General features: G+C 67.0%; 19 protein-coding genes. 6 read left to right on the forward strand and 13 right to left on the reverse strand.

Translation table 11 applies throughout. The annotated features are described in order from the left end of the window. Position 1: 1 nt before the first annotated feature. The 9 genes from pheT to ACOZBP_RS06210 form a co-directional block, all read right to left on the reverse strand. On the reverse strand, positions 2 to 2425 hold the full coding sequence (gene pheT / locus ACOZBP_RS06170; RefSeq protein ID WP_422675533.1) for a phenylalanine--tRNA ligase subunit beta: 2424 nt from the start codon (positions 2423 to 2425) through the stop codon (positions 2 to 4). Next, positions 2422 to 2820: a hypothetical protein gene (locus ACOZBP_RS06175; RefSeq protein ID WP_422675534.1), complete on the reverse strand. Its 399-nt coding sequence runs from the start codon at positions 2818 to 2820 to the stop codon at positions 2422 to 2424. The genes pheT and ACOZBP_RS06175 overlap by 4 nt, the downstream gene beginning before the upstream one ends. Then, positions 2817 to 3236 (reverse strand): hypothetical protein, encoded by a 420-nt coding sequence (locus tag ACOZBP_RS06180; protein ID WP_422675535.1) that lies wholly within the window; start codon positions 3234 to 3236, stop codon positions 2817 to 2819. Before ACOZBP_RS06180 ends, ACOZBP_RS06175 begins: the two co-directional genes overlap by 4 nt. A 17-nt stretch (positions 3237 to 3253) precedes the next feature. After that, the gene (gene pheS / locus ACOZBP_RS06185) at positions 3254 to 4330 is read right to left on the reverse strand and encodes a phenylalanine--tRNA ligase subunit alpha (RefSeq protein ID WP_422675536.1); all 1077 of its coding nucleotides are present in this window, start codon (positions 4328 to 4330) and stop codon (positions 3254 to 3256) included. A 58-nt stretch (positions 4331 to 4388) separates the two neighbouring features. Beyond that, a complete protein-coding gene (locus ACOZBP_RS06190) occupies positions 4389 to 4679 on the reverse strand; it encodes a dodecin family protein (protein ID WP_422675537.1) in 291 nt (96 codons plus the stop codon). A 95-nt stretch (positions 4680 to 4774) separates the two neighbouring features. Beyond that, positions 4775 to 5131, reverse strand: a complete 357-nt coding sequence (gene rplT, locus ACOZBP_RS06195; protein ID WP_422675538.1) for a 50S ribosomal protein L20 — start codon at positions 5129 to 5131, stop codon at positions 4775 to 4777. 54 nt (positions 5132 to 5185) lie between these two features. Next, on the reverse strand, positions 5186 to 5383 hold the full coding sequence (gene rpmI, locus ACOZBP_RS06200) for a 50S ribosomal protein L35 (RefSeq protein WP_003166435.1): 198 nt from the start codon (positions 5381 to 5383) through the stop codon (positions 5186 to 5188). A gap of 241 nt (positions 5384 to 5624) precedes the next feature. After that, positions 5625 to 6146, reverse strand: a complete 522-nt coding sequence (infC, locus tag ACOZBP_RS06205) for a translation initiation factor IF-3 (RefSeq protein WP_422675539.1) — start codon at positions 6144 to 6146, stop codon at positions 5625 to 5627. A gap of 123 nt (positions 6147 to 6269) precedes the next feature. Further along, positions 6270 to 7235: a glycosyltransferase family 9 protein gene (locus ACOZBP_RS06210; RefSeq protein ID WP_422675540.1), complete on the reverse strand. Its 966-nt coding sequence runs from the start codon at positions 7233 to 7235 to the stop codon at positions 6270 to 6272. Positions 7236 to 7314: 79 nt separating this feature from the next. Between ACOZBP_RS06210 and ACOZBP_RS06215 the strand changes: the two genes are divergently transcribed. Then, on the forward strand, positions 7315 to 8067 hold the full coding sequence (locus ACOZBP_RS06215) for an alpha/beta fold hydrolase (RefSeq protein WP_422675541.1): 753 nt from the start codon (positions 7315 to 7317) through the stop codon (positions 8065 to 8067). Between the two features lie 150 nt (positions 8068 to 8217). On the opposite strand, the gene hslU is transcribed toward ACOZBP_RS06215, so the two are convergent. Beyond that, entirely contained in the window at positions 8218 to 9522 is a 1305-nt protein-coding gene (gene hslU, locus ACOZBP_RS06220) for an ATP-dependent protease ATPase subunit HslU (RefSeq protein ID WP_422675542.1), read from the reverse strand. Further along, a complete protein-coding gene (hslV, locus tag ACOZBP_RS06225; RefSeq protein ID WP_422675543.1) occupies positions 9523 to 10077 on the reverse strand; it encodes an ATP-dependent protease subunit HslV in 555 nt (184 codons plus the stop codon). A gap of 142 nt (positions 10078 to 10219) precedes the next feature. On the opposite strand from hslV, the gene ACOZBP_RS06230 reads away from it, so the two are divergent. Beyond that, positions 10220 to 10630: a BLUF domain-containing protein gene (locus ACOZBP_RS06230; RefSeq protein ID WP_422675544.1), complete on the forward strand. Its 411-nt coding sequence runs from the start codon at positions 10220 to 10222 to the stop codon at positions 10628 to 10630. Positions 10631 to 10662: 32 nt separating this feature from the next. Next, positions 10663 to 11430, forward strand: coding sequence for a HesA/MoeB/ThiF family protein (locus ACOZBP_RS06235; protein WP_422675545.1), 768 nt, complete (start codon positions 10663 to 10665; stop codon positions 11428 to 11430). Here the strand turns inward: ACOZBP_RS06235 and ACOZBP_RS06240 are convergent. Both ACOZBP_RS06240 and ACOZBP_RS06245 read right to left on the reverse strand, forming a co-directional pair. Beyond that, positions 11427 to 13379, reverse strand: a complete 1953-nt coding sequence (locus ACOZBP_RS06240) for an alpha/beta hydrolase family protein (protein ID WP_422675546.1) — start codon at positions 13377 to 13379, stop codon at positions 11427 to 11429. The two genes, ACOZBP_RS06235 and ACOZBP_RS06240, sit on opposite strands and share 4 nt — an antisense overlap. 146 nt (positions 13380 to 13525) lie before the next feature. Beyond that, the gene (locus ACOZBP_RS06245) at positions 13526 to 14512 is read right to left on the reverse strand and encodes a 2-hydroxyacid dehydrogenase (RefSeq protein ID WP_422675547.1); all 987 of its coding nucleotides are present in this window, start codon (positions 14510 to 14512) and stop codon (positions 13526 to 13528) included. Between the two features lie 53 nt (positions 14513 to 14565). On the opposite strand from ACOZBP_RS06245, the gene ACOZBP_RS06250 reads away from it, so the two are divergent. From ACOZBP_RS06250 to fabB, 3 genes are all read left to right on the forward strand, one after another. Continuing rightward, complete coding sequence (locus tag ACOZBP_RS06250; RefSeq protein ID WP_422675548.1) at positions 14566 to 15135, forward strand: SH3 domain-containing protein; 570 nt, start codon at positions 14566 to 14568, stop codon at positions 15133 to 15135. 156 nt (positions 15136 to 15291) lie between these two features. Next, on the forward strand, positions 15292 to 15831 hold the full coding sequence (fabA, locus tag ACOZBP_RS06255; RefSeq protein ID WP_422675549.1) for a 3-hydroxyacyl-[acyl-carrier-protein] dehydratase FabA: 540 nt from the start codon (positions 15292 to 15294) through the stop codon (positions 15829 to 15831). Positions 15832 to 15892: 61 nt separating this feature from the next. Continuing rightward, positions 15893 to 17122, forward strand: a complete 1230-nt coding sequence (gene fabB / locus ACOZBP_RS06260) for a beta-ketoacyl-ACP synthase I (RefSeq protein WP_422675550.1) — start codon at positions 15893 to 15895, stop codon at positions 17120 to 17122. The last annotated feature ends 69 nt before the right edge of the window (positions 17123 to 17191 follow it).

A 17191-nucleotide genomic window follows, 5' to 3' on the forward strand; every position in this document is an offset into this window, starting at 1 on the left:
CCTAGCTCCTAAGCACGCCGCCGGCCTTGGCCGCGGCGGCGACGACCTTGGCCGTCAGGGCCTCGATCTCGGCCTCGGTCAGGGTGGCGGCGCGCGGCTGGATCTCGACTTCGATCGCCACCGACTTCTGACCCTCGGGCACGCCCTGGCCGCGATAGACGTCGAAGACGCGCACCTCGGCGATCAGGGCCTTGTCGGCGCCGACGACGGCGCGGGTCAGGTCGCCCACAGCCTTGGCCTCATCCAGCAGGAAGGCGAAGTCGCGGCTCAGCGGCATCAAGTTCGGCAGGTCCGCCGCCCCCCGCGCCTTGCCGCCCCCATTCTTGCCTTTCTGGCCACGCGGTTCCGGCACGGCGTCGAGAACGACCTCGAAGGCCAGCATGGGGCCGTCGGCGTCCAGGGCCTTGAGCACGCGAGGGTGCAGTTCGCCGAACTCGACGATGACGTTCTTGGGACCCAGTTGCAGGCGGGCCGAACGACCGGGGTGCCACCAGCCCTGGTTCGAGCCCTGGGCCAGTTGCAGCGAGGCGACCGGCGCGCCGATCTCCTCCAGCAAGGCGAACAGATCGCCCTTGAGGCCGAACAGGGCGTCCTCGCCCGCGCCGCTCCAGTGACGGTCGGGATGGGGGGCGATCAGGCCGGCGATGACGGTGCGCTGACCGTTCGGCTGGTCGTTCAGATAGATGGGCCCGATCTCGAACAGGGCGGCGTCGGCGTGGCCGCGCGCGGCGTTGCGCGCCGCCGCCTGGATCAGGTTGGGCAGGATCGACGGACGCATGCAGTCGAGGTCGGCCGCGATCGGATTTTCCAGCACCAGACGCTCGTCGCCGCCGCCGAACAGGACGGCCGTCGACTGCTTGGTGAAGGACCATGTCACGGCCTCGGCATAGCCCAGGGCGGCCAAGGCGCGACGGGCCGCGCGCACGCGCGCCTGACGGGGGTTGAGCACGCCGCCGGGCGCACGAGCGACGTCGGGCAGAGGCGTGTAAGGCAGGGCGTCGAAGCCCTCGATGCGCGCGACTTCCTCGACCAGATCAGCGGGGCCTTCGACGTCGCGACGCCACGACGGCGGCACCACGGTCCAAGGCGCGCTACGCATGACGGTGAAGCCGAGCGCGGTCAGGATTTCAAAGATGCGGTCGTCGGACAGGCTGAGGCCCGATAGGCGCTTCACATAGGCGGGGTCGAAGGCGAAGCCGACGGGGGCGGCCGGGGCCTGACCCGTCACCACGACCTCGGACGGCTCGCCGCCGCACAGGTCGAGGATCAGCTGGGTCGCCAGTTCCAGACCGGGCACGACCGAGGCCGTGTCCACGCCACGTGCGAAGCGGTACTGGGCGTCGGAGCTGATGCCCAGCGACCGCCCCGTCTGGGCGATGGCCAGGGGCTCGAACCAGGCGCTCTCGACGAAGACATCGACCGTCTCGTCTGAACAGCCGGTGCTTTCGCCGCCCATGACGCCGCCCAGACCGATGGGGCGTTCGCCGTCGGCGTCGGCGATGACGCAATCGGCGGGCGAGGCGGCGTAGGTCTTGCCGTCCAGCGCGATCAGATGTTCGTGCTCGCCGGTATCCTTGGCGACCAGACCGGCGCGCACGACGATCTGCTGGCCCGACAGCTTGGCCACGTCATAGACGTGCAGCGGCCGCGCCCGGTCGTAGGAAATCAGATTGGTGATATCGACCAGTTTGTTGATCGAGCGCAGGCCGATGGCGGTCAGGCGGTGCTGCAGCCAGGCCGGGGACGGCCCATTCTGCACGCCTCGTATCACGCGTCCCGCGAAGATCGGGCAAAGCTCCGGCGCCTCGATCCGCACCGTGATCGGCGAGGCGAAGCCACCGGCGACCGGCTTGATCTCCGGCGTCGTCAGCTGGCCCAGACCCGCGGCGGCCAGGTCGCGGGCGATGCCCGCCACCCCCAGCCAGTCGGGGCGGTTCGGCGTCACCTCGAAGTCGATCACGGGCTCGGCGCCGAAAACGCCGGCGGCCGGCATGCCGACCTGCAGGTCATCGTCCAGCTCCAGAATGCCGTCGCTGTCGTCGGCCAGTTCCAGCTCGGCGCCCGAGCACAGCATGCCGTAGGACACCACGCCGCGCACCGGTTTCTCGACCAGTGTCACGCCCAGACCGGGCACATAGGCGCCGATGGGGGCGTAGATGGTCGTCAGGCCCGCCCGCGCGTTGGGCGCGCCGCAGACGATTTCCTTGCGGCCATCCACCGTATCCACCTGACACACCTGCAAGCGGTCGGCGTTGGGGTGGCGTTCGGCTGACACGATCCTGGCGACCGTGAAGGGGGCCAGGGCCGCTATGGGGTCGTGGACCTCCTCGACTTCAAGGCCCGTCATCGTCATGGCGGCCGCGACCTGATCGACCTCAGCCGTCGTATCGAGATGTTCCTTCAGCCAGGACAGCGTGAACTTCATTGGGGCGCTCCGCCGTCGATGGCCTGGGCCATGTCATCGAGGAAGGCAGCCGCGCCGGTGAAGCCGACGCCGACGAAGCGGCAGTTGATGAACTGGCAGTTCTTGAACGCGATTGGCCCGACGACCCGGTTCGCGCCCAACGGCGCCAGCATCAGGCTGCGTGGATCGCCTTTGGCGTCGCCCAGATCGCAGCCGTCGAACTGACAGCCTTCGATGGGCAGGATCACCGCCGGCCCCTCGAACAGGCAACCTTCAAAGCGACGGTTCTCGATCACCTGGGAACCCGCACGCAGGCTTTCGATGTAGAGCTGCGGCAGCCAGATATTGACGCTGGCGTAGGTGGGTCCTGCGCCCAGCGGTTCCAGCGTGAGGGGTGCGGGCGCGACGTCGGTCATGCCTGGGCCGCCGCGCCGCGGGCGCCCAGCAGATCCTTTTCAACCCCGTCGAGCATCTCACGCGCGCCCGTGAAAGCCACCTGGACAAAACGGCAGCGGATGAACTGGCAATTAGACATGCCGATGACGCCGGCGATCATGTCGCCGCGCGGGTCCAGCAACAGGGTCTTCGGATTCTCGGCCACGCCCATGTTGCAGGTATCGAAGTGGGTGCCGTTCATCACCCCGATCACAGCCGGGCCTTCGATCAGGCATTCGGTAAAGGTCTTGCCTTCGATGAAGGTCTGGCCAGCATTCATGTGATGCACCGCCAGCGAAGGCAGCCAGACGGCTTCCTTCTCGAACGTCGTGCGGGCCACCAGTTCGCGGCCGAACTTTTCTTCTGCGGACATCGGGGTCTGGGTCGTGTCGGTCATGTCTGAGGCTCTTGAAATCAGCTGAGGCCGCTGGCCGGGTTGGGCGCCGCGAAGGCGGAGAAGCCGTAGTGCGCCAGCCAGCGCGTATCGGCCTCGAACATGGGGCGCAGGTCGGAGACGCCATACTTCAGCATGGCCAGGCGATCGACGCCCATGCCGAAGGCGAAGCCCTGATACTCGTCCGGGTCGATGCCGCAGTTGCGGAGCACGTTGGGGTGAACCATGCCGCAGCCCAGAATTTCCAGCCAGTCGTCGCCTTCGTTCAGGGTGAGCTTGCCGCCCGAGCGGTCGCAGCGGATGTCCATCTCGGCCGAGGGCTCAGTGAAGGGGAAGTGGTGCGGACGGAAGCGGGCGTTGACGTCGTCCAGCTCGAAGAAGCGGGCGATGAAGGTCTCCAGCGTCGTCTTCAGATGCCCCATGTGGATGTCGCGGTCGATCACCAGACCCTCGATCTGGTGGAACATCGGCGTGTGGGTGGCGTCGGAATCCTTACGGAAGGTCCGACCCGGCGCGATGATGCGGATCGGCGGCTTCTGGCTCATCATGGTCCGCACCTGCACCGGGCTGGTGTGGGTGCGCAGGACCTTGCGCTCGCCCGTTTCCGGGTCGGGCTTGAGGAAGAAGGTGTCGTGCATTTCCCGCGCCGGATGCTTGGGCGGGAAGTTCAGGGCGGTGAAGTTGTGGAAGTCGTCCTCGATGTCCGGACCCTCGGCCACGGCGAAGCCCATCTCGGCGAACAGGGCGATCATCTCGTCCATGACCTGCATGGTCGGATGCACTCCGCCCTTGCGGCGCGGGCGGCTGGGCAGGGTCAGGTCGACACGCTCGGCCAGCAGCCGGGCGTCCAGCTCGGCGGCCTCCAGCTCGGCCTTCCTGGCGGCGATGGCGGCGGTGACGCGGTCGCGCAGACCGTTGATGATCGGCCCCTGTTCGCGGCGTTCGTCGGGGCTGAGCGCGCCCATCCCCTTCAGCAGGGCGGAGACGGCGCCGGTCTTGCCGAGAGCGGCGACGCGCACCTCTTCGATCGCAGCGACGCTTTCGGCCGCTCCGATGGCGTTGATCAGGTCGAGTTCTAGCTGGGCGAGATCGGTCATGGTCCGCAGCGTCTAGCCCGACACGGCCGTCACGCAAAGCCTTCAGCGTCGATCAGGCTCAGTCAGCCAGAACGAAAGTGACCTTCATGTTCACGCGATACTCGGCGATCTTTCCCTCACGGACCACGACCTTCTGCTCCTGGATCCAGGCGCCTTCGACATGGCGCAGGGTCTTGTCGGCGCGAGCGATCCCCTGGGCGATGGCGTCGTCGAAGCTGACGGTGGATGACGCGGTGATTTCGGTGACGCGAGCGATGGACATCGGCAAAGCCTCCTGAACCGCCAGGGTCGCCAGTCGACCCGACTGAACCCCAACGCTCGATCCGGCGAAAAGGTCAGATCTGGCCATGAAAAACGCCCGCCCCGGAAACGGGACGGGCGTTTTTGTTTTTTACGCTAGCGCTCGGCTCTCGAAGCCTCGCTGCTTGAGCGTGATCGCGAGACCTAGGCGGCCAGAGCGGCGCGAACCTTGTCGGCGATGCCCTTGAAGCTGGCTTCGTCGGCGGCGATCGTCGACAGGACCTTGCGGTCCAGCTCGATGCCGGCCTTGGACAGGCCGTGCATGAACTGCGAATAGGTGAAGCCTTCCAGACGGGCGGCGGCGTTGATGCGCTGGATCCACAGGGCGCGGAACGAACGCTTCTTGTTGCGACGGTCGCGGTAGGCGTACTGGCCTGCGCGGTCGACAGCGGCCTTGGCCGTGCGGATGGTGTTCTTGCGGCGGCCGTAGAAGCCCTTGGCCTGCTTCAGAACCTTCTTGTGTTTGGCGTGGGACGTTACGCCCCGTTTGACGCGAGCCATGTCGCTATCCTTTCAAATTCTTACGTAGAGATCAGATCGAAATGCGCGCGCCGATCAGGCGTACGGCATGTAGGATTTGATCTTCTTGGCGTCGGCGTCGGCCATGACCGAGGTGCCGCGGTTCTGGCGGATGTACTTGGAGTTGTGGCTGATCAAGCGGTGACGCTTGCCCGCAACGCCGGCCTTCACCTTGCCAGTGGCCGTGAATTTGAAGCGCTTTTTGGCGCCAGACTTCGTCTTCAGTTTCGGCATTTTCCACTCACTTTTTGGCTGCCGTCCGTTCGGTCTGCAAGAGATCGGGTGGACAGCGGCTGGGATTAAGAACCACCGAGGCATGCCATTAGCCTGGCGGTTCGTAGGCGAAGGGGCGGCTAGTAATCCAGCCACAGCCGGAAATCAAGGAGAGTCTGGACCGGCGCACCTGGCCTTTTAAACGCAGAACGCCCCGGCGCGAGGGCCGGGGCGTCTATAGATCGGATCAACAGGCGTGCGCTTAACGCGGCGCCAGGATCATGATCATCTGGCGGCCTTCCATACGCGGGGCGTATTCGACCTTTGCGACCTCGTCGAAGTCGGCCTGAACCTTGTTGAGCAGCTTCATGCCCAGTTCCGGGTGCGCCATCTCACGACCGCGGAACCGCAGGGTCACCTTGACCTTGTCGCCCTCGTCGAAGAAGCGGTGCATCGCCTTGGCCTTGACCTCATAGTCATGGGTGTCGATGTTCGGACGGAGCTTGATTTCCTTGAGCTCGACGACCTTCTGACGCTTGCGCGCCTCGGCCTTCTTTTTCTGCTCCTGAAAACGATGCTTGCCGTAGTCCAGGATCTTGCAGACCGGCGTCTCGGCGTTGCCGACGATCTGGACCAGATCCAGACCGGCTTCTTCGGCCGCTTCCAGTGCGGACGACAGCGGCATGACGCCCTGTTTTTCGCCGTTCTGGTCGATCAGCAGCACGCGCGTGGCGCGGATTTCCTGGTTGATGGGCGGCCCGTCCTTGACGGGCGGCGCTTGCATGGGACGGCGAATGGGCGTCGTTTCCTTATGTGATCAGAAGACAGGCGATAAATCTCGCAGGGAACAGCGCGACAGAGGCGGCGCTTCCCGGCGGCGCGAATATGACGACTGAAGCCCTGTAATTCAAGGCTCGTCGGGGTTTGCGCCGCCAATGAAGGCGTCATGAAGCGCCAGCACCCCCTCAAAGACATGCTCGACCGTCAGGTCTTCGATCGGCGCAAACTGGCCCCGCGTCTCGTTCGAGGCGACCGTGCGCGTCTTCGGCCCCCAGGGGCCATAGAGCCACCACTCGGTCGGACCGAACAGGCCCAGGGTCGGTCGACCGAGCGCCGCCGAGACATGCATCAGGCCGGAGTCGTTGCCCACGAACAGGGCGGCGCGATCAATGACGGCGGCCGAACACAGGATGTCGCCCTTGCCCACGCAGTCGATGCCGCGGTCGCCCGCGGCCTCCAGGGCAGGGGTCGCGGGGGGCCGGTCGCCGGGTCCGCCGACGGGCATGAAGCGCCAGCCGTCGAAGCGCGGCTCGGCCTTCAGCTTTTCGACGAGTGCGCCCCAGCGGTCGGCCGGCCAGGACTTGCCCGGCTGGTGGGCGATGGGCGCCAGGGCGATGATCGGGCCTTCGCCCGGCCCCGCAGCCAGTTGCGGATCGATGACGGCGGCGGCCTCGGCGCGCGCCCGATCGTCAAGCCAGATTTCCGGGTTCAGCGGCGTCGCCGAGCCCATCAGGCGCGACACCATCTCGACCTTGCGCAGCCCGGTCTCCCAGCGACGACTATAGACGACACGCCTTTTGGCCGGGATCAGCCAGGCCAGGGCCGAGCCGCGGATATCGACCACCAGATCCCATTTCGTCCCGCGCACCTGTTTCCACAGATCGACCCAGTGTCCGGCGGCCTTCTTCTTGTCGAGGATGATGACCCGCTCGACGTTTGGGGCAGAACGGAAGAAGGGCGCCGGCGGCCGGCCGCAGGCCACGGTGATCTGCGCCCCCGGCAACTGGCGCGCGATCTCGCGGATCACGCCGGAAGAGATGACGCAGTCGCCGATGCGGTTCGAGCTGACAAAAAGGGCTTTGGGTGCGGACAAGCGGGGCCCTCGCGGCCTGTGAACAATCGCCGTCTCTGCTAAAGCCATTCCGCCCCGAATGACAGTCCGAGGAGTTTCCATGTCCGACTTCGACACGCCTACCCAGATCTTGGCCCGCCCCGACGGCGAGACTCTGGCCTTCAAGGCGGTCAAGGGCGACGGGCCGACGGTCGTCTGGATCGGCGGCTTCCGCTCGGACATGGAGGGGACCAAGGCTCTGGCGCTGGAGGCGGCGGCGCGCGAGCGCGGCTGGAACTATGTCCGCTACGACCACTTCGCCCACGGCCAGTCGTCGGGCGACTGGAAGCAGGCCACCATCGGCCGCTGGCGCGAGGACGCGATCGCCCTGATCGACAGCCTGGACGGCCCTGTCATCCCGGTGGGCTCGTCCATGGGCGGCTGGGTGGCGCTGCTGGCGACCCTGGCGCGGCCTGAACGGATCAAGGGGCTGGTGCTGGTCAATCCGGCCCAGGACTTCACCGAAAAACTGATGTGGCCCGGCCTGGCCGACCATGAGCGTCAGGCCATCCTGCGCGAGGGCGAGACGGTCATTACCGAGGAGGGGCTGGGGTCCTATGTCCTGACCAGGAGGATGTTCGAGGAGGCCCGCGACTGGCTGCTGCTGGGCGGCGTCATCGACATCAGCGCCCCGGTTCACGTGCTGCAGGGCCGCGCGGACGACGTGGTGCCGTGGCGCCATCAGGTCGATCTGATCGAAAGACTAGGCGGCGGCGACGTACGCCTGGACCTGATCGAGGGCGGCGACCACAGGCTGTCGAGCCCCGCCGATCTGGCGCGGCTGATTGAAGCCGTGGGGGCGATGCGGGGCTGAGGCTGCATCCTTCTCCTCCCCATTTCATGGGGAGGGGGACCGCGTAGCGGTGGAGGGGCCGCTCGCACTAGGCTCAACCCGGCCCCTCCGTCACGGGGGCTGCGCCACCGCGCCACCTCCCCATCAAATAGGGAGGAGAAACTCAGCCCATCAGAGAATAAACCTGCTCAGGTCGATGTTCTTGGCCAGTGCGCCGACCTTTTCACGCACCATGTCGCCGTCAAAGGTCAGGGTCTGGCCCGACAGGTCCGAAGCCTTGAAGCTGGTCTCCTCCAGCACCCGTTCCAGCACGGTCTGAAGCCGGCGCGCGCCAATATTCTCGACGGTGGAGTTGGCGGCCACGGCCACGTCGGCCATGGCCTCGACCGCATCGTCGGTAAAGACGACCGTCACGCCTTCGGTCTCCAGCAGGGCCTGGTTCTGACGGATCAGATTGGCCTCGGGCTCGGTCAGGATGCGCTTGAAGTCGTCGCGCGTCAGGGCCTTCAGCTCGACCCGGATCGGCAGGCGGCCCTGCAGTTCGGGCAGCAGGTCCGACGGCTTGGCCACGTGGAAGGCGCCCGAGGCGATGAACAGGACATGGTCGGTCTTGGCTGGCCCGTACTTGGTCGAGACGGTCGTGCCCTCGATCAGGGGCAGCAGGTCGCGCTGGACCCCCTCGCGCGACACGTCGGCCCCGGAGGCGCCCTGGCGCGCCGCCACCTTGTCGATCTCGTCGAGGAAGACGATGCCTTCGTTTTCAGCCAAAAGCAGCGCTTCCTTGGTCAGGCTTTCCTGGTCCAGCAGCTTGTCGCTTTCCTCGGTGGTCAGCGGGGCCATGGCCTCGGCCACCGTCAGCTTGACCGTCTTGGTGCGGCCGCCGCCCATCTTGCCCAGCAGGTCCGACAGGTTCAGCAGGCCGACGTTGCCGCCGCCGGCACCCATGTCCAGACCCTGCAAGGGCGAGGTCGTGTCGGCCAGGGCGATCTCGATCTCCTTGTCGTCCAGTTCCCCGGCGCGCAGCTTCTTCCTGAAGGCGTCGCGCGTGGCAGGCTGCGAGCCCGGCCCGACCAGGGCGTCGAGAATCCGCTCCTCGGCCTGACCCTCGGCTCGGGCCTTGACGCCCGAGCGGCGCTTGTCGCGCACCATGACCAGGGCGCTCTCGACCAGATCACGCATGATCTGATCGACGTCGCGGCCGACGTAGCCGACCTCGGTGAACTTGGTCGCCTCGACCTTGAGGAAGGGCGAACCCGCCAGCCTGGCCAGACGCCGGGCGATCTCGGTCTTGCCCACGCCCGTCGGGCCGATCATCAGGATGTTCTTGGGCGTGACCTCGTCGCGCAGATCCTCGGGCACGCGCTTGCGGCGCCAGCGGTTGCGCAGGGCCACGGCCACGGCGCGCTTGGCGTCATCCTGGCCGACGATGTAGCGGTCCAGTTCGGAGACGATTTCGCGGGGAGACAGGTCGGTCATTTAGAGGCTCTCCACCGTCAAATTCCCATTGGTGTAGACGCAGATGTCTGCGGCGATCTTCATGGCCTTGCGGGCGATCTGCTCGGCGTCGAGCTCGGAGTTTTCGTCGCTCAGGGCGCGAGCGGCGGCCAGCGCATAGTTGCCGCCCGAGCCGACGGCGGCGACGCCATACTCCGGCTCCAGCACGTCGCCGACCCCCGTCACCGTCAGGATGGTGTCCTTGTCGGCGACCAGCAGCATGGCCTCCAGCCGACGCAGATAGCGGTCGGTCCGCCAGTCCTTGGCCAACTCGACGCAGGCGCGCGCCAACTGATCCGGATACTGCTCCAGCTTGGCTTCCAGCCGCTCGATCAGGGTCAGGGCGTCAGCCGTCGCCCCGGCGAAACCGGCCAGAACCTTGCCGCCCGCCAGCGTGCGCACCTTGCGTGCGGCGCCCTTGACGATGGTCGGCCCCATCGAGACCTGGCCGTCGCCGGCGATGACAGTGCGGCCGTTCTTGCGCACCGCCAGAATGGTGGTGCCGTGCCAGTCGGGAAAGTTCGAGCTCTGGGTCATGGCCGATCAGATGGCGAGGAATGACCACCCCTGCAAGACGCCGCCGCGCCGCAGGCTGCGCCGGCGCTCTTGGTTTGTTAACCCTGGACGTGACAGGGAGCCTCTCGACGTCAGTTGCGTCGCGTCAGTTCGAGTACCCGCTTTGCCCCTCCATCGCGCCATCTACGTCAGCGACGCCGTCGGCGACGCCGCCACAAGCCTGCTGGTTCTGGCGGAAATCCTCGGCGAGTCGGAGCGCAACAACCGACGCGACGGGCGCACCGGCGCCATGATGCGACATGAGGGCCAGTTCCTGCAGGTCATCGAAGGACGCCGCTCGGATATCGACCGGCTTCTGGACAGGCTGCGCGCCGATCCTCGCCATCAGAACCTGCGCCTGCTGTCCGATCAGGACGTCGCCAGCCGCCTCTTTCCTGAATGCCTGATGATGCTGACGCAACTGACCCCGGACGCCGCCCGCCTGCTCGGCGGCGCCCGGCTGGATCAACTGGGCGCCGATCGTGCCGAGGCGCTGCTGGTCCTGGCCGCCGGAGCCCTGCCGCTTCCGGCCTGACGGCGAGGGCCGACTGCGCTAGACAGGCTGTTGTGATCCAGTCTCCCGCCACGCCCGCGCCCGCCCGCTTCTCCGACGACGAGGTCGACCGCTACGCGCGGCAGCTGGTGCTGTCCGAAATCGGCGGGCCGGGTCAGCAGGCCTTGAAACGTGCGCGCGTGCTGATCGTCGGCCTCGGCGGCGTCGGCGCGCCCGCCGCCCTGTATCTGGCCGCCGCCGGGGTCGGGACCCTGGGCCTGATCGACGACGATGCGGTCGCCCTGTCGAACCTCCAGCGCCAGATCATCTTCGCCGCCGCCGACGTCGGCCGCCCCAAGGTGGAGGTTGGCGGCGAGCGTCTTGCCGCTCTCAACCCCCATGTCGCGATCGAGCCCCTGAACGAGCGCCTGACCCCAGCCGATGCGCGGGGCCTAATCGAACGCTTCGACCTGGTGCTGGACGGCACAGACGATTTCGACACCCGCTTCATCGTCAACGCCGCCTGCGTCGCGGCGGGCAAGCCTCTGGTCTCGGGGGCCCTGGGTCGCTGGAACGGCCAGGTCGGCGTCTTCACCGGCCAGCCCTGCTATCAATGCCTCGTGCCCGAGACCCCGCCCGACGCCGAGACCTGCGCCCGCGTCGGGGTGGTCGGCGCCCTGGCCGGGGTGGTCGGCGCCCTGGCCGCCATGGAAGCCATCAAGCTGATCACCGGGGCGGGCGCGCCCCTGACCGGCCGCCTGATGCTCTACGACGGCCTGGCCGGGACCAGCCGGGTGACGCGTGTCTCCGCAGACCCGACCTGCCCCACATGCGGCGTCTAGGCGAAGGCGCGCCGCAACAAGCCCACGTAGCGTTCCATCAGATCCTTCTCGACCTCGGCCTCCCAGTCGGCGTGGCCGGCGTCGGGCACCTCGACATAATCCACCTTCTTGCCCGCGCTGCGGAGAGCGCTGTGCATGATACGGGACTGGATCGCCGGCACGATTCGGTCGTCCACGCCGTGCACCAGCAGGACGGGGCAGACCATGTCTGCGGCACGCCGGCGTGGCGAAGCCGTTTCCAGCAACAATGCGTCCGTGTCGGGATCGCCTATCCGCTTCTTCCAGAAGCCGTAGATCTCTTTGGTCGGCGTGTCGTCATCCCGACGCTCCCAGGCCAGCATGTCCGGCAAGTCCGACACACCGCAGATCGAGATTGCAGCCTTGTACAGGTCCGGGCGTCGCACAGCGCCCATCAGGGCCGCATAGCCGCCATAGCTGGTGCCCATGATGGCCACGCGGTCGCCATCCAGACCCTTGTCGCGCACGACCTGGGCGACCGCGTCCTCGACATCCTCCTGCATCCGTTCGCCCCAACGTCGCCAGCCTTCCTGGGCGAAGGCCAGCCCGTAGCCGCCTGAACCTCGGAAGTTCGGCTGCAGCACCCACCAGCCCTGGGCGGCCAGAACCTGCACCTGGCGGTCATAGCCCCTTTGATCGCGCGCCTCGGGCCCCCCGTGCGGCATGACCACCAGCGGTCCGGGCGTCGCATTGGGGGGCGCGGTCAGATAAGCCTCAATCAATACGCCGTCGCGTGTTTGCACCGACAACAGTTCACAGCCGCCCAGCCGCTCGAAATCCAGGGCGTATCTCGACCCCAGGTTCGTCATGCTTCGCGCAACCTTGTCGTACAGGTACCAGGAGCCCGGCTCACGGGGCCCCTCGACATAGGCTATGAACCGGTTGCGGTCGTCGCTGACCTGGCTGAGATGAACGTCGCAGTCGTCGTCAAAAAAGCGGTTCATGGCGCGATGGTGGGCCGCGAGGCCCACCTCGGCGAACTCGTACTCCAGCCGGTCGCCGTAATAGGCGGCGCCGAGGTAGCGGTTGCGGGCGTCCATCAGACCATACAGCACATCTCGACCGACCCTCGGCTGCATCGGCGCACCGAACGCCAGGCTGTGAAGATTCATCTCGCGGATCGTTTCGACATCTTCGCCCTCGGCGCGAGCCGAGACCAGCACCGTCTCGGGAGAGGCGCCCCCTCCAACCCAGGAGAAGTCCGGCGCATCGACAATGCGGCTCCGTCGCACGAAGCGCCATTCGGTCTCGCCAGGCGCGCGGGCGTGGATGGTCTCCACAGTCCAGCGCGTATTGACGTCGCGGCGCAGCACCGCAACGCCATTGTGAGTCTGCCAGCCGATGGTCGCCGAGTTGCCGCGTTCAAGCCGTTCGGCCTTGCCGTCGATGATATTGACGCGGTGCAAGCCCATCACGCCATCGGATTCCCAGGCGGTCATGAGAACATGGTCAGGGTCGTCGGGAAGGAGGTCGATGACGCGCCCCAGATCCCGCGAATAGCGCATACGCTGGCGTTCGCCCTCGAACAGAACGACCATGTCTCCGGTATCATGATCCATGGCCACGACCCGACGGGAGATGACCGTCTGGCTGGGACCGGGCAGGTTGGACCCCGGCGGCTTGCGACCCGGAATGACCCGTTTGATGGCGACCCGCACCAGCAACCGCCGGTCATTGGCCCACTCCAGCGCTTCGACAGCAGTTTCGCCCAGCTCAATCCGGCGACGCTGGCCTTCCGGCGCGGCGGCGTCCAACAGGTCGATGACACCGCGAGGCTGCTCCCTGGTGCCCAACTGCTCCAGAATGGCTATGCGCCCGCCTGATGGCGACAGGGCCACCGCCCGGGTGGTTTGCCCCGCAAAGAAGGCGTCGAGAGCGTAGGCGCTCGCTGGCGCGGCGGTCGCCAGCCGCCCCCCTACGACGGCCATCATAGCGCCTGCGCCGCCCGCGCAGAGAAGGAGCCGTCGCGATAAGGCCGCGCCCCACGCGTGCTTCTGATTTTGCATCAATCCCCCCGGATCATTTCGTCTTCCTTAGGAAGATGTCATGGAGGAGGTCAAGCGGTCGGCTGACAGCGCTACAGCATGGCCGGGATGACCCGGTCCGGCGGGCGGTGACCGTTCTGATAGGTCATGATGTTGGCGATGACGCGATCGCCCATGTCCTGGCGCGCCTCGATCGTGGCCGAGCCGAGGTGAGGCAGGAGCACGACGTTTGAACGACCGACCAGGCCCGGATGCACCGCCGGTTCATGCTCGAACACGTCCAGACCGACCCCGAACAGGGCGCGGCGATCCAGGGCCTCGACCATGGCCGCCTCGTCGATCAGTTCGCCGCGCGCCGTGTTGACCACGATGGCGTGGGGCTGCAGCCGGGCGATGCGCTCGGCCGAGAGGATGTGGTGGGTGTCTTTCGTCGCCGGGCAGTTCAGCGAGATGACGTCCATCCGCGCCAGCATCTGATCCAGATCGTCCCACCAGGTCGCGCCCAGTTCCTCGGCGATCATGTCCGAAACCGGCTTGCGATTGTGATAGTGGACCTGCATGCCGAAGGCCCTGGCCCGGCGCGCCAGGGCCTGGCCGATGCGCCCCATGCCGACGATGCCCAGACGCTTGCCCCACAGCTTGCGGCCGCACATCCAGGTCGGGCTCCAGCCCTGGAACTGGCCCGTCGCGACCACATTGGCGCCTTCGACGATGCGGCGACTGACGGCCATGATCAGGCTCATGGTCAGGTCAGCCGTGTCCTCGGTCAGGACCCCCGGCGTATTGGTGACAATAATTCCGCGCCCGACGGCGGCGTCGATGTCGATATGGTCCACGCCCGCGCCGAAGCTGGCGATCATCTTCAACTGCTCGCCGGCCTCGGCGATCAGCGCGGCGTCAAGGTGGTCGGTGATGGTGGGGACGAGAACCTCCGCGCGCTGCAGGGCGGCGGCCAGGTCATCGGGCGACATCGGACGATCGGTCAGATTCAGCTCGGCGTCGAACAGTTCACGCAGGCGCGTTTCCACCGCATCGGGCAGGCGTCTGGTTAATACGACCTTAAGCTTGCGAGCGGACATAGGGAGCCTGGGTTTCGACGGGCGGAAGCGCCCGTGCGGGACGTGTCGATCCGGTGTCTAGCAAAGCTGTGGTCAGGTTCAAAAGTTTCCGGCGTATCGCCGTCATCGCCGCCGTCCTCGGACTGGGCGTCTTCGCCGGCGCCAGCGCCCGCATGCCTGATGGTCGTCCGACCCCGACCGGGCTGGAAGTGCCGCGCTGGGTCACGCTGAAATCCTCCCAGGTGCGGGCGCGTCAGGGGCCGGGCCTCGACTATCGGATCCTGTGGGAGTACCGCGCCGCGGGCCTGCCCGTGCAGGTGATCGCCGAGACAAGGGAGTGGCGCAAGATCTGCGATCCCGACGGCTCGGTCGCCTGGATCCACCGCACCGTGGCCTCGGGCCGCCGCAGCGTGTTCAACCGCTCGGCTGAAGAGATCGCCATCCATTCGGGACGCTCGGCCACATCGTCAGTGCGAGCGCGCCTGTCCCCCCGCTCCATCGTCTCGCTGGACGAATGCGAAGAGGGCTGGTGCCGGGTTCGCGCGCGCAAGATTCGCGGCTGGGTGCCAGAACGCGCGGTGTTCGGCACCCAGGAGCGCACCCTGTGCAACGCCGCCCGGCCCGCCGGCGCCGGTCGCAGCTAGAGCAAAATCGGCCTGGACGCGCTGGCGGCCAGGCTCAGATATTCGCGGCTGCATCATGCCTGGAGACTGACCGCCGGTCAGGCTCCAGCCGTCACAACAGTTGAGCGCGCGCGCCGGGTCGTGTAACCCGCCCGCAACACTTCCGGAGCGTCAGCCTTGAGCCAGTCCCAATATCCGTCGTCGTTCGATCATGAAGGCCTGCTGGCTTCGGGCCGTGGCGAGCTGTTCGGTCCGGGCAACGCCCAGCTGCCGGCCCCGCCGATGCTGATGTTCGACCGCATCACGACCATCACCTCGGACGGCGGCGACTACGGCAAGGGCTATGTCGAGGCGGAACTCGACATCAATCCCGACCTCTGGTTCTTCCAGTGCCACTTCATCGGCGATCCGGTCATGCCGGGTTGCCTGGGCCTGGACGCCATGTGGCAGCTGGTCGGCTTCTACCTTGGCTGGATCGGCGGCGCCGGCAAGGGCCGGGCGCTCGGCGTCGGCGAGGTCAAGTTCACCGGCCAGGTGACGCCGGACGTCAAGAAGGTGGTCTACAAGGTCCACCTGAAGCGCGTCATCAACCGCAAGCTGGTCATGGGCATCGCCGACGGCGTGCTCGAGGCCGACGGCGAGGTCATCTACACCTGCGCCGACATGCGCGTCGGCCTGTTCGGCGGCGCGGCCACGGTAGCGGCTGCGGACGCCTGACCCCATTTAACGCAGACCGCGGTCAACGCGGCGCCTAGAAGACTGAATGATAGGAAACACCATGCGGCGTGTCGTCGTCACCGGATTGGGCATCGTCTCCTCCATCGGCACTGGCCAGGACGAGGTCGCGGCCTCCCTGCGCGAAGCCAGATCAGGCGTCCAGCACGCCGCCGACCACGCCAAGTACGGCTTCCGCTCCCAGGTCTGGGCCCCGCCGTCGCTGGGCGTGACCGCCGAGGACTGGGCGCCGCTGGTGGACCGCCGCGCGGCGCGCTTCCTCGCCAACGGCACGGCCTGGGCGCACATCGCCTTTGAAGAGGCGCTGAAGGACTCTGGCCTGAGCGCCGAAGAGATCAAGGACGAGCGCATCGGCCTGATCGTCGGCGAGGGCGGCCCCTCGACCCAGGTCATCCTGCAGGCGGCCCAGACCACCATCGAAAAGGGCTCGCCCAAGCGCGTCGGCCCCTTCGCCGTGCCCAAGGCCATGGCCAGCGGTCCGTCCGCGGTTCTGGCCACCTGGTTCCAGCTGAAGGGCATCAACTACTCGATCAGCTCGGCCTGCGCGACCTCGGCCCACTGCATCGGCGCCGCCGCCGAACAGATCGCCTGGGGCAAGCAGGACGTGGTCTTCGCCGGCGGCTGCGAGGACATCGACTGGTCCATGTCCAACATGTTCGACGCCATGGGCGCCATGTCGTCGAACTTCAACGAGACGCCCTCGGTCGCCAGCCGCGCCTATGACAAGGACCGCGACGGCTTCGTCATCGCCGGCGGCGCCGGCATCGTGGTGCTGGAAGAATACGAACGCGCCGTGGCGCGCGGCGCGACCATCTACGCCGAAGTCACCGGCTACGCCGCCAACTCGGACGGCTACGACATGGTCGCCCCCTCGGGCGAAGGCGCCGAGCGCTGCATGAAGCTGGCCCTGAAGATGGCCGGCGACCCGAAGATCGACTACCTGAACCCGCACGGCACCTCGACCCCGGTCGGCGACGCCAAGGAGATGGGCGCGGTGCGTAACGTCTTCGGCGACGACATGCCGATGATTTCCTCGACCAAGTCGCTGACGGGCCACTCGCTCGGCGCGGCCGGCGCTCAGGAAGCCATCTACTGCCTGTTGATGATGAAGCACGGCTTCGCCGCCGAAAGCGCCCACATCGAAAGCCTGGACCCCGAGTTCGAGGGCATGCCGATCCTGCGCGAACGCCACGACGGCGAACTGAAGCACGTCATGTCCAACAGCTTCGGCTTCGGCGGCACCAACGGCACGCTGATCCTGTCCAAGGTCTGATTTCGACCCGGCGAGCAAAAAATCTCGCAGAACACGAAAAGGCCCCCATTCGGTCGTGAGCCCGCCCGG

The organism is Brevundimonas sp. NPDC058933 (assembly GCF_049315965.1).
Classification (GTDB): domain Bacteria; phylum Pseudomonadota; class Alphaproteobacteria; order Caulobacterales; family Caulobacteraceae; genus Brevundimonas.

Bases quoted from the DNA above. Each gene is read 5' to 3' on its own strand.
- pheT (WP_422675533.1), bottom strand. From the start codon at position 2,425: ATGAAGTTCACGCTGTCCTGGCTGAAGGAACATCTCGATACGACGGCT.
- ACOZBP_RS06175 (WP_422675534.1), bottom strand. From the start codon at position 2,820: ATGACCGACGTCGCGCCCGCACCCCTCACGCTGGAACCGCTGGGCGCA.
- ACOZBP_RS06180 (WP_422675535.1), bottom strand. From the start codon at position 3,236: ATGACCGACACGACCCAGACCCCGATGTCCGCAGAAGAAAAGTTCGGC.
- pheS (WP_422675536.1), bottom strand. From the start codon at position 4,330: ATGACCGATCTCGCCCAGCTAGAACTCGACCTGATCAACGCCATCGGA.
- ACOZBP_RS06190 (WP_422675537.1), bottom strand. From the start codon at position 4,679: ATGGCCAGATCTGACCTTTTCGCCGGATCGAGCGTTGGGGTTCAGTCG.
- rplT (WP_422675538.1), bottom strand. From the start codon at position 5,131: ATGGCTCGCGTCAAACGGGGCGTAACGTCCCACGCCAAACACAAGAAG.
- rpmI (WP_003166435.1), bottom strand. From the start codon at position 5,383: ATGCCGAAACTGAAGACGAAGTCTGGCGCCAAAAAGCGCTTCAAATTC.
- infC (WP_422675539.1), bottom strand. From the start codon at position 6,146: ATGCAAGCGCCGCCCGTCAAGGACGGGCCGCCCATCAACCAGGAAATC.
- ACOZBP_RS06215 (WP_422675541.1), top strand. From the start codon at position 7,315: ATGTCCGACTTCGACACGCCTACCCAGATCTTGGCCCGCCCCGACGGC.
- hslU (WP_422675542.1), bottom strand. From the start codon at position 9,522: ATGACCGACCTGTCTCCCCGCGAAATCGTCTCCGAACTGGACCGCTAC.
- hslV (WP_422675543.1), bottom strand. From the start codon at position 10,077: ATGACCCAGAGCTCGAACTTTCCCGACTGGCACGGCACCACCATTCTG.
- ACOZBP_RS06240 (WP_422675546.1), bottom strand. From the start codon at position 13,379: ATGATGGCCGTCGTAGGGGGGCGGCTGGCGACCGCCGCGCCAGCGAGC.
- ACOZBP_RS06245 (WP_422675547.1), bottom strand. From the start codon at position 14,512: ATGTCCGCTCGCAAGCTTAAGGTCGTATTAACCAGACGCCTGCCCGAT.
- fabB (WP_422675550.1), top strand. From the start codon at position 15,893: ATGCGGCGTGTCGTCGTCACCGGATTGGGCATCGTCTCCTCCATCGGC.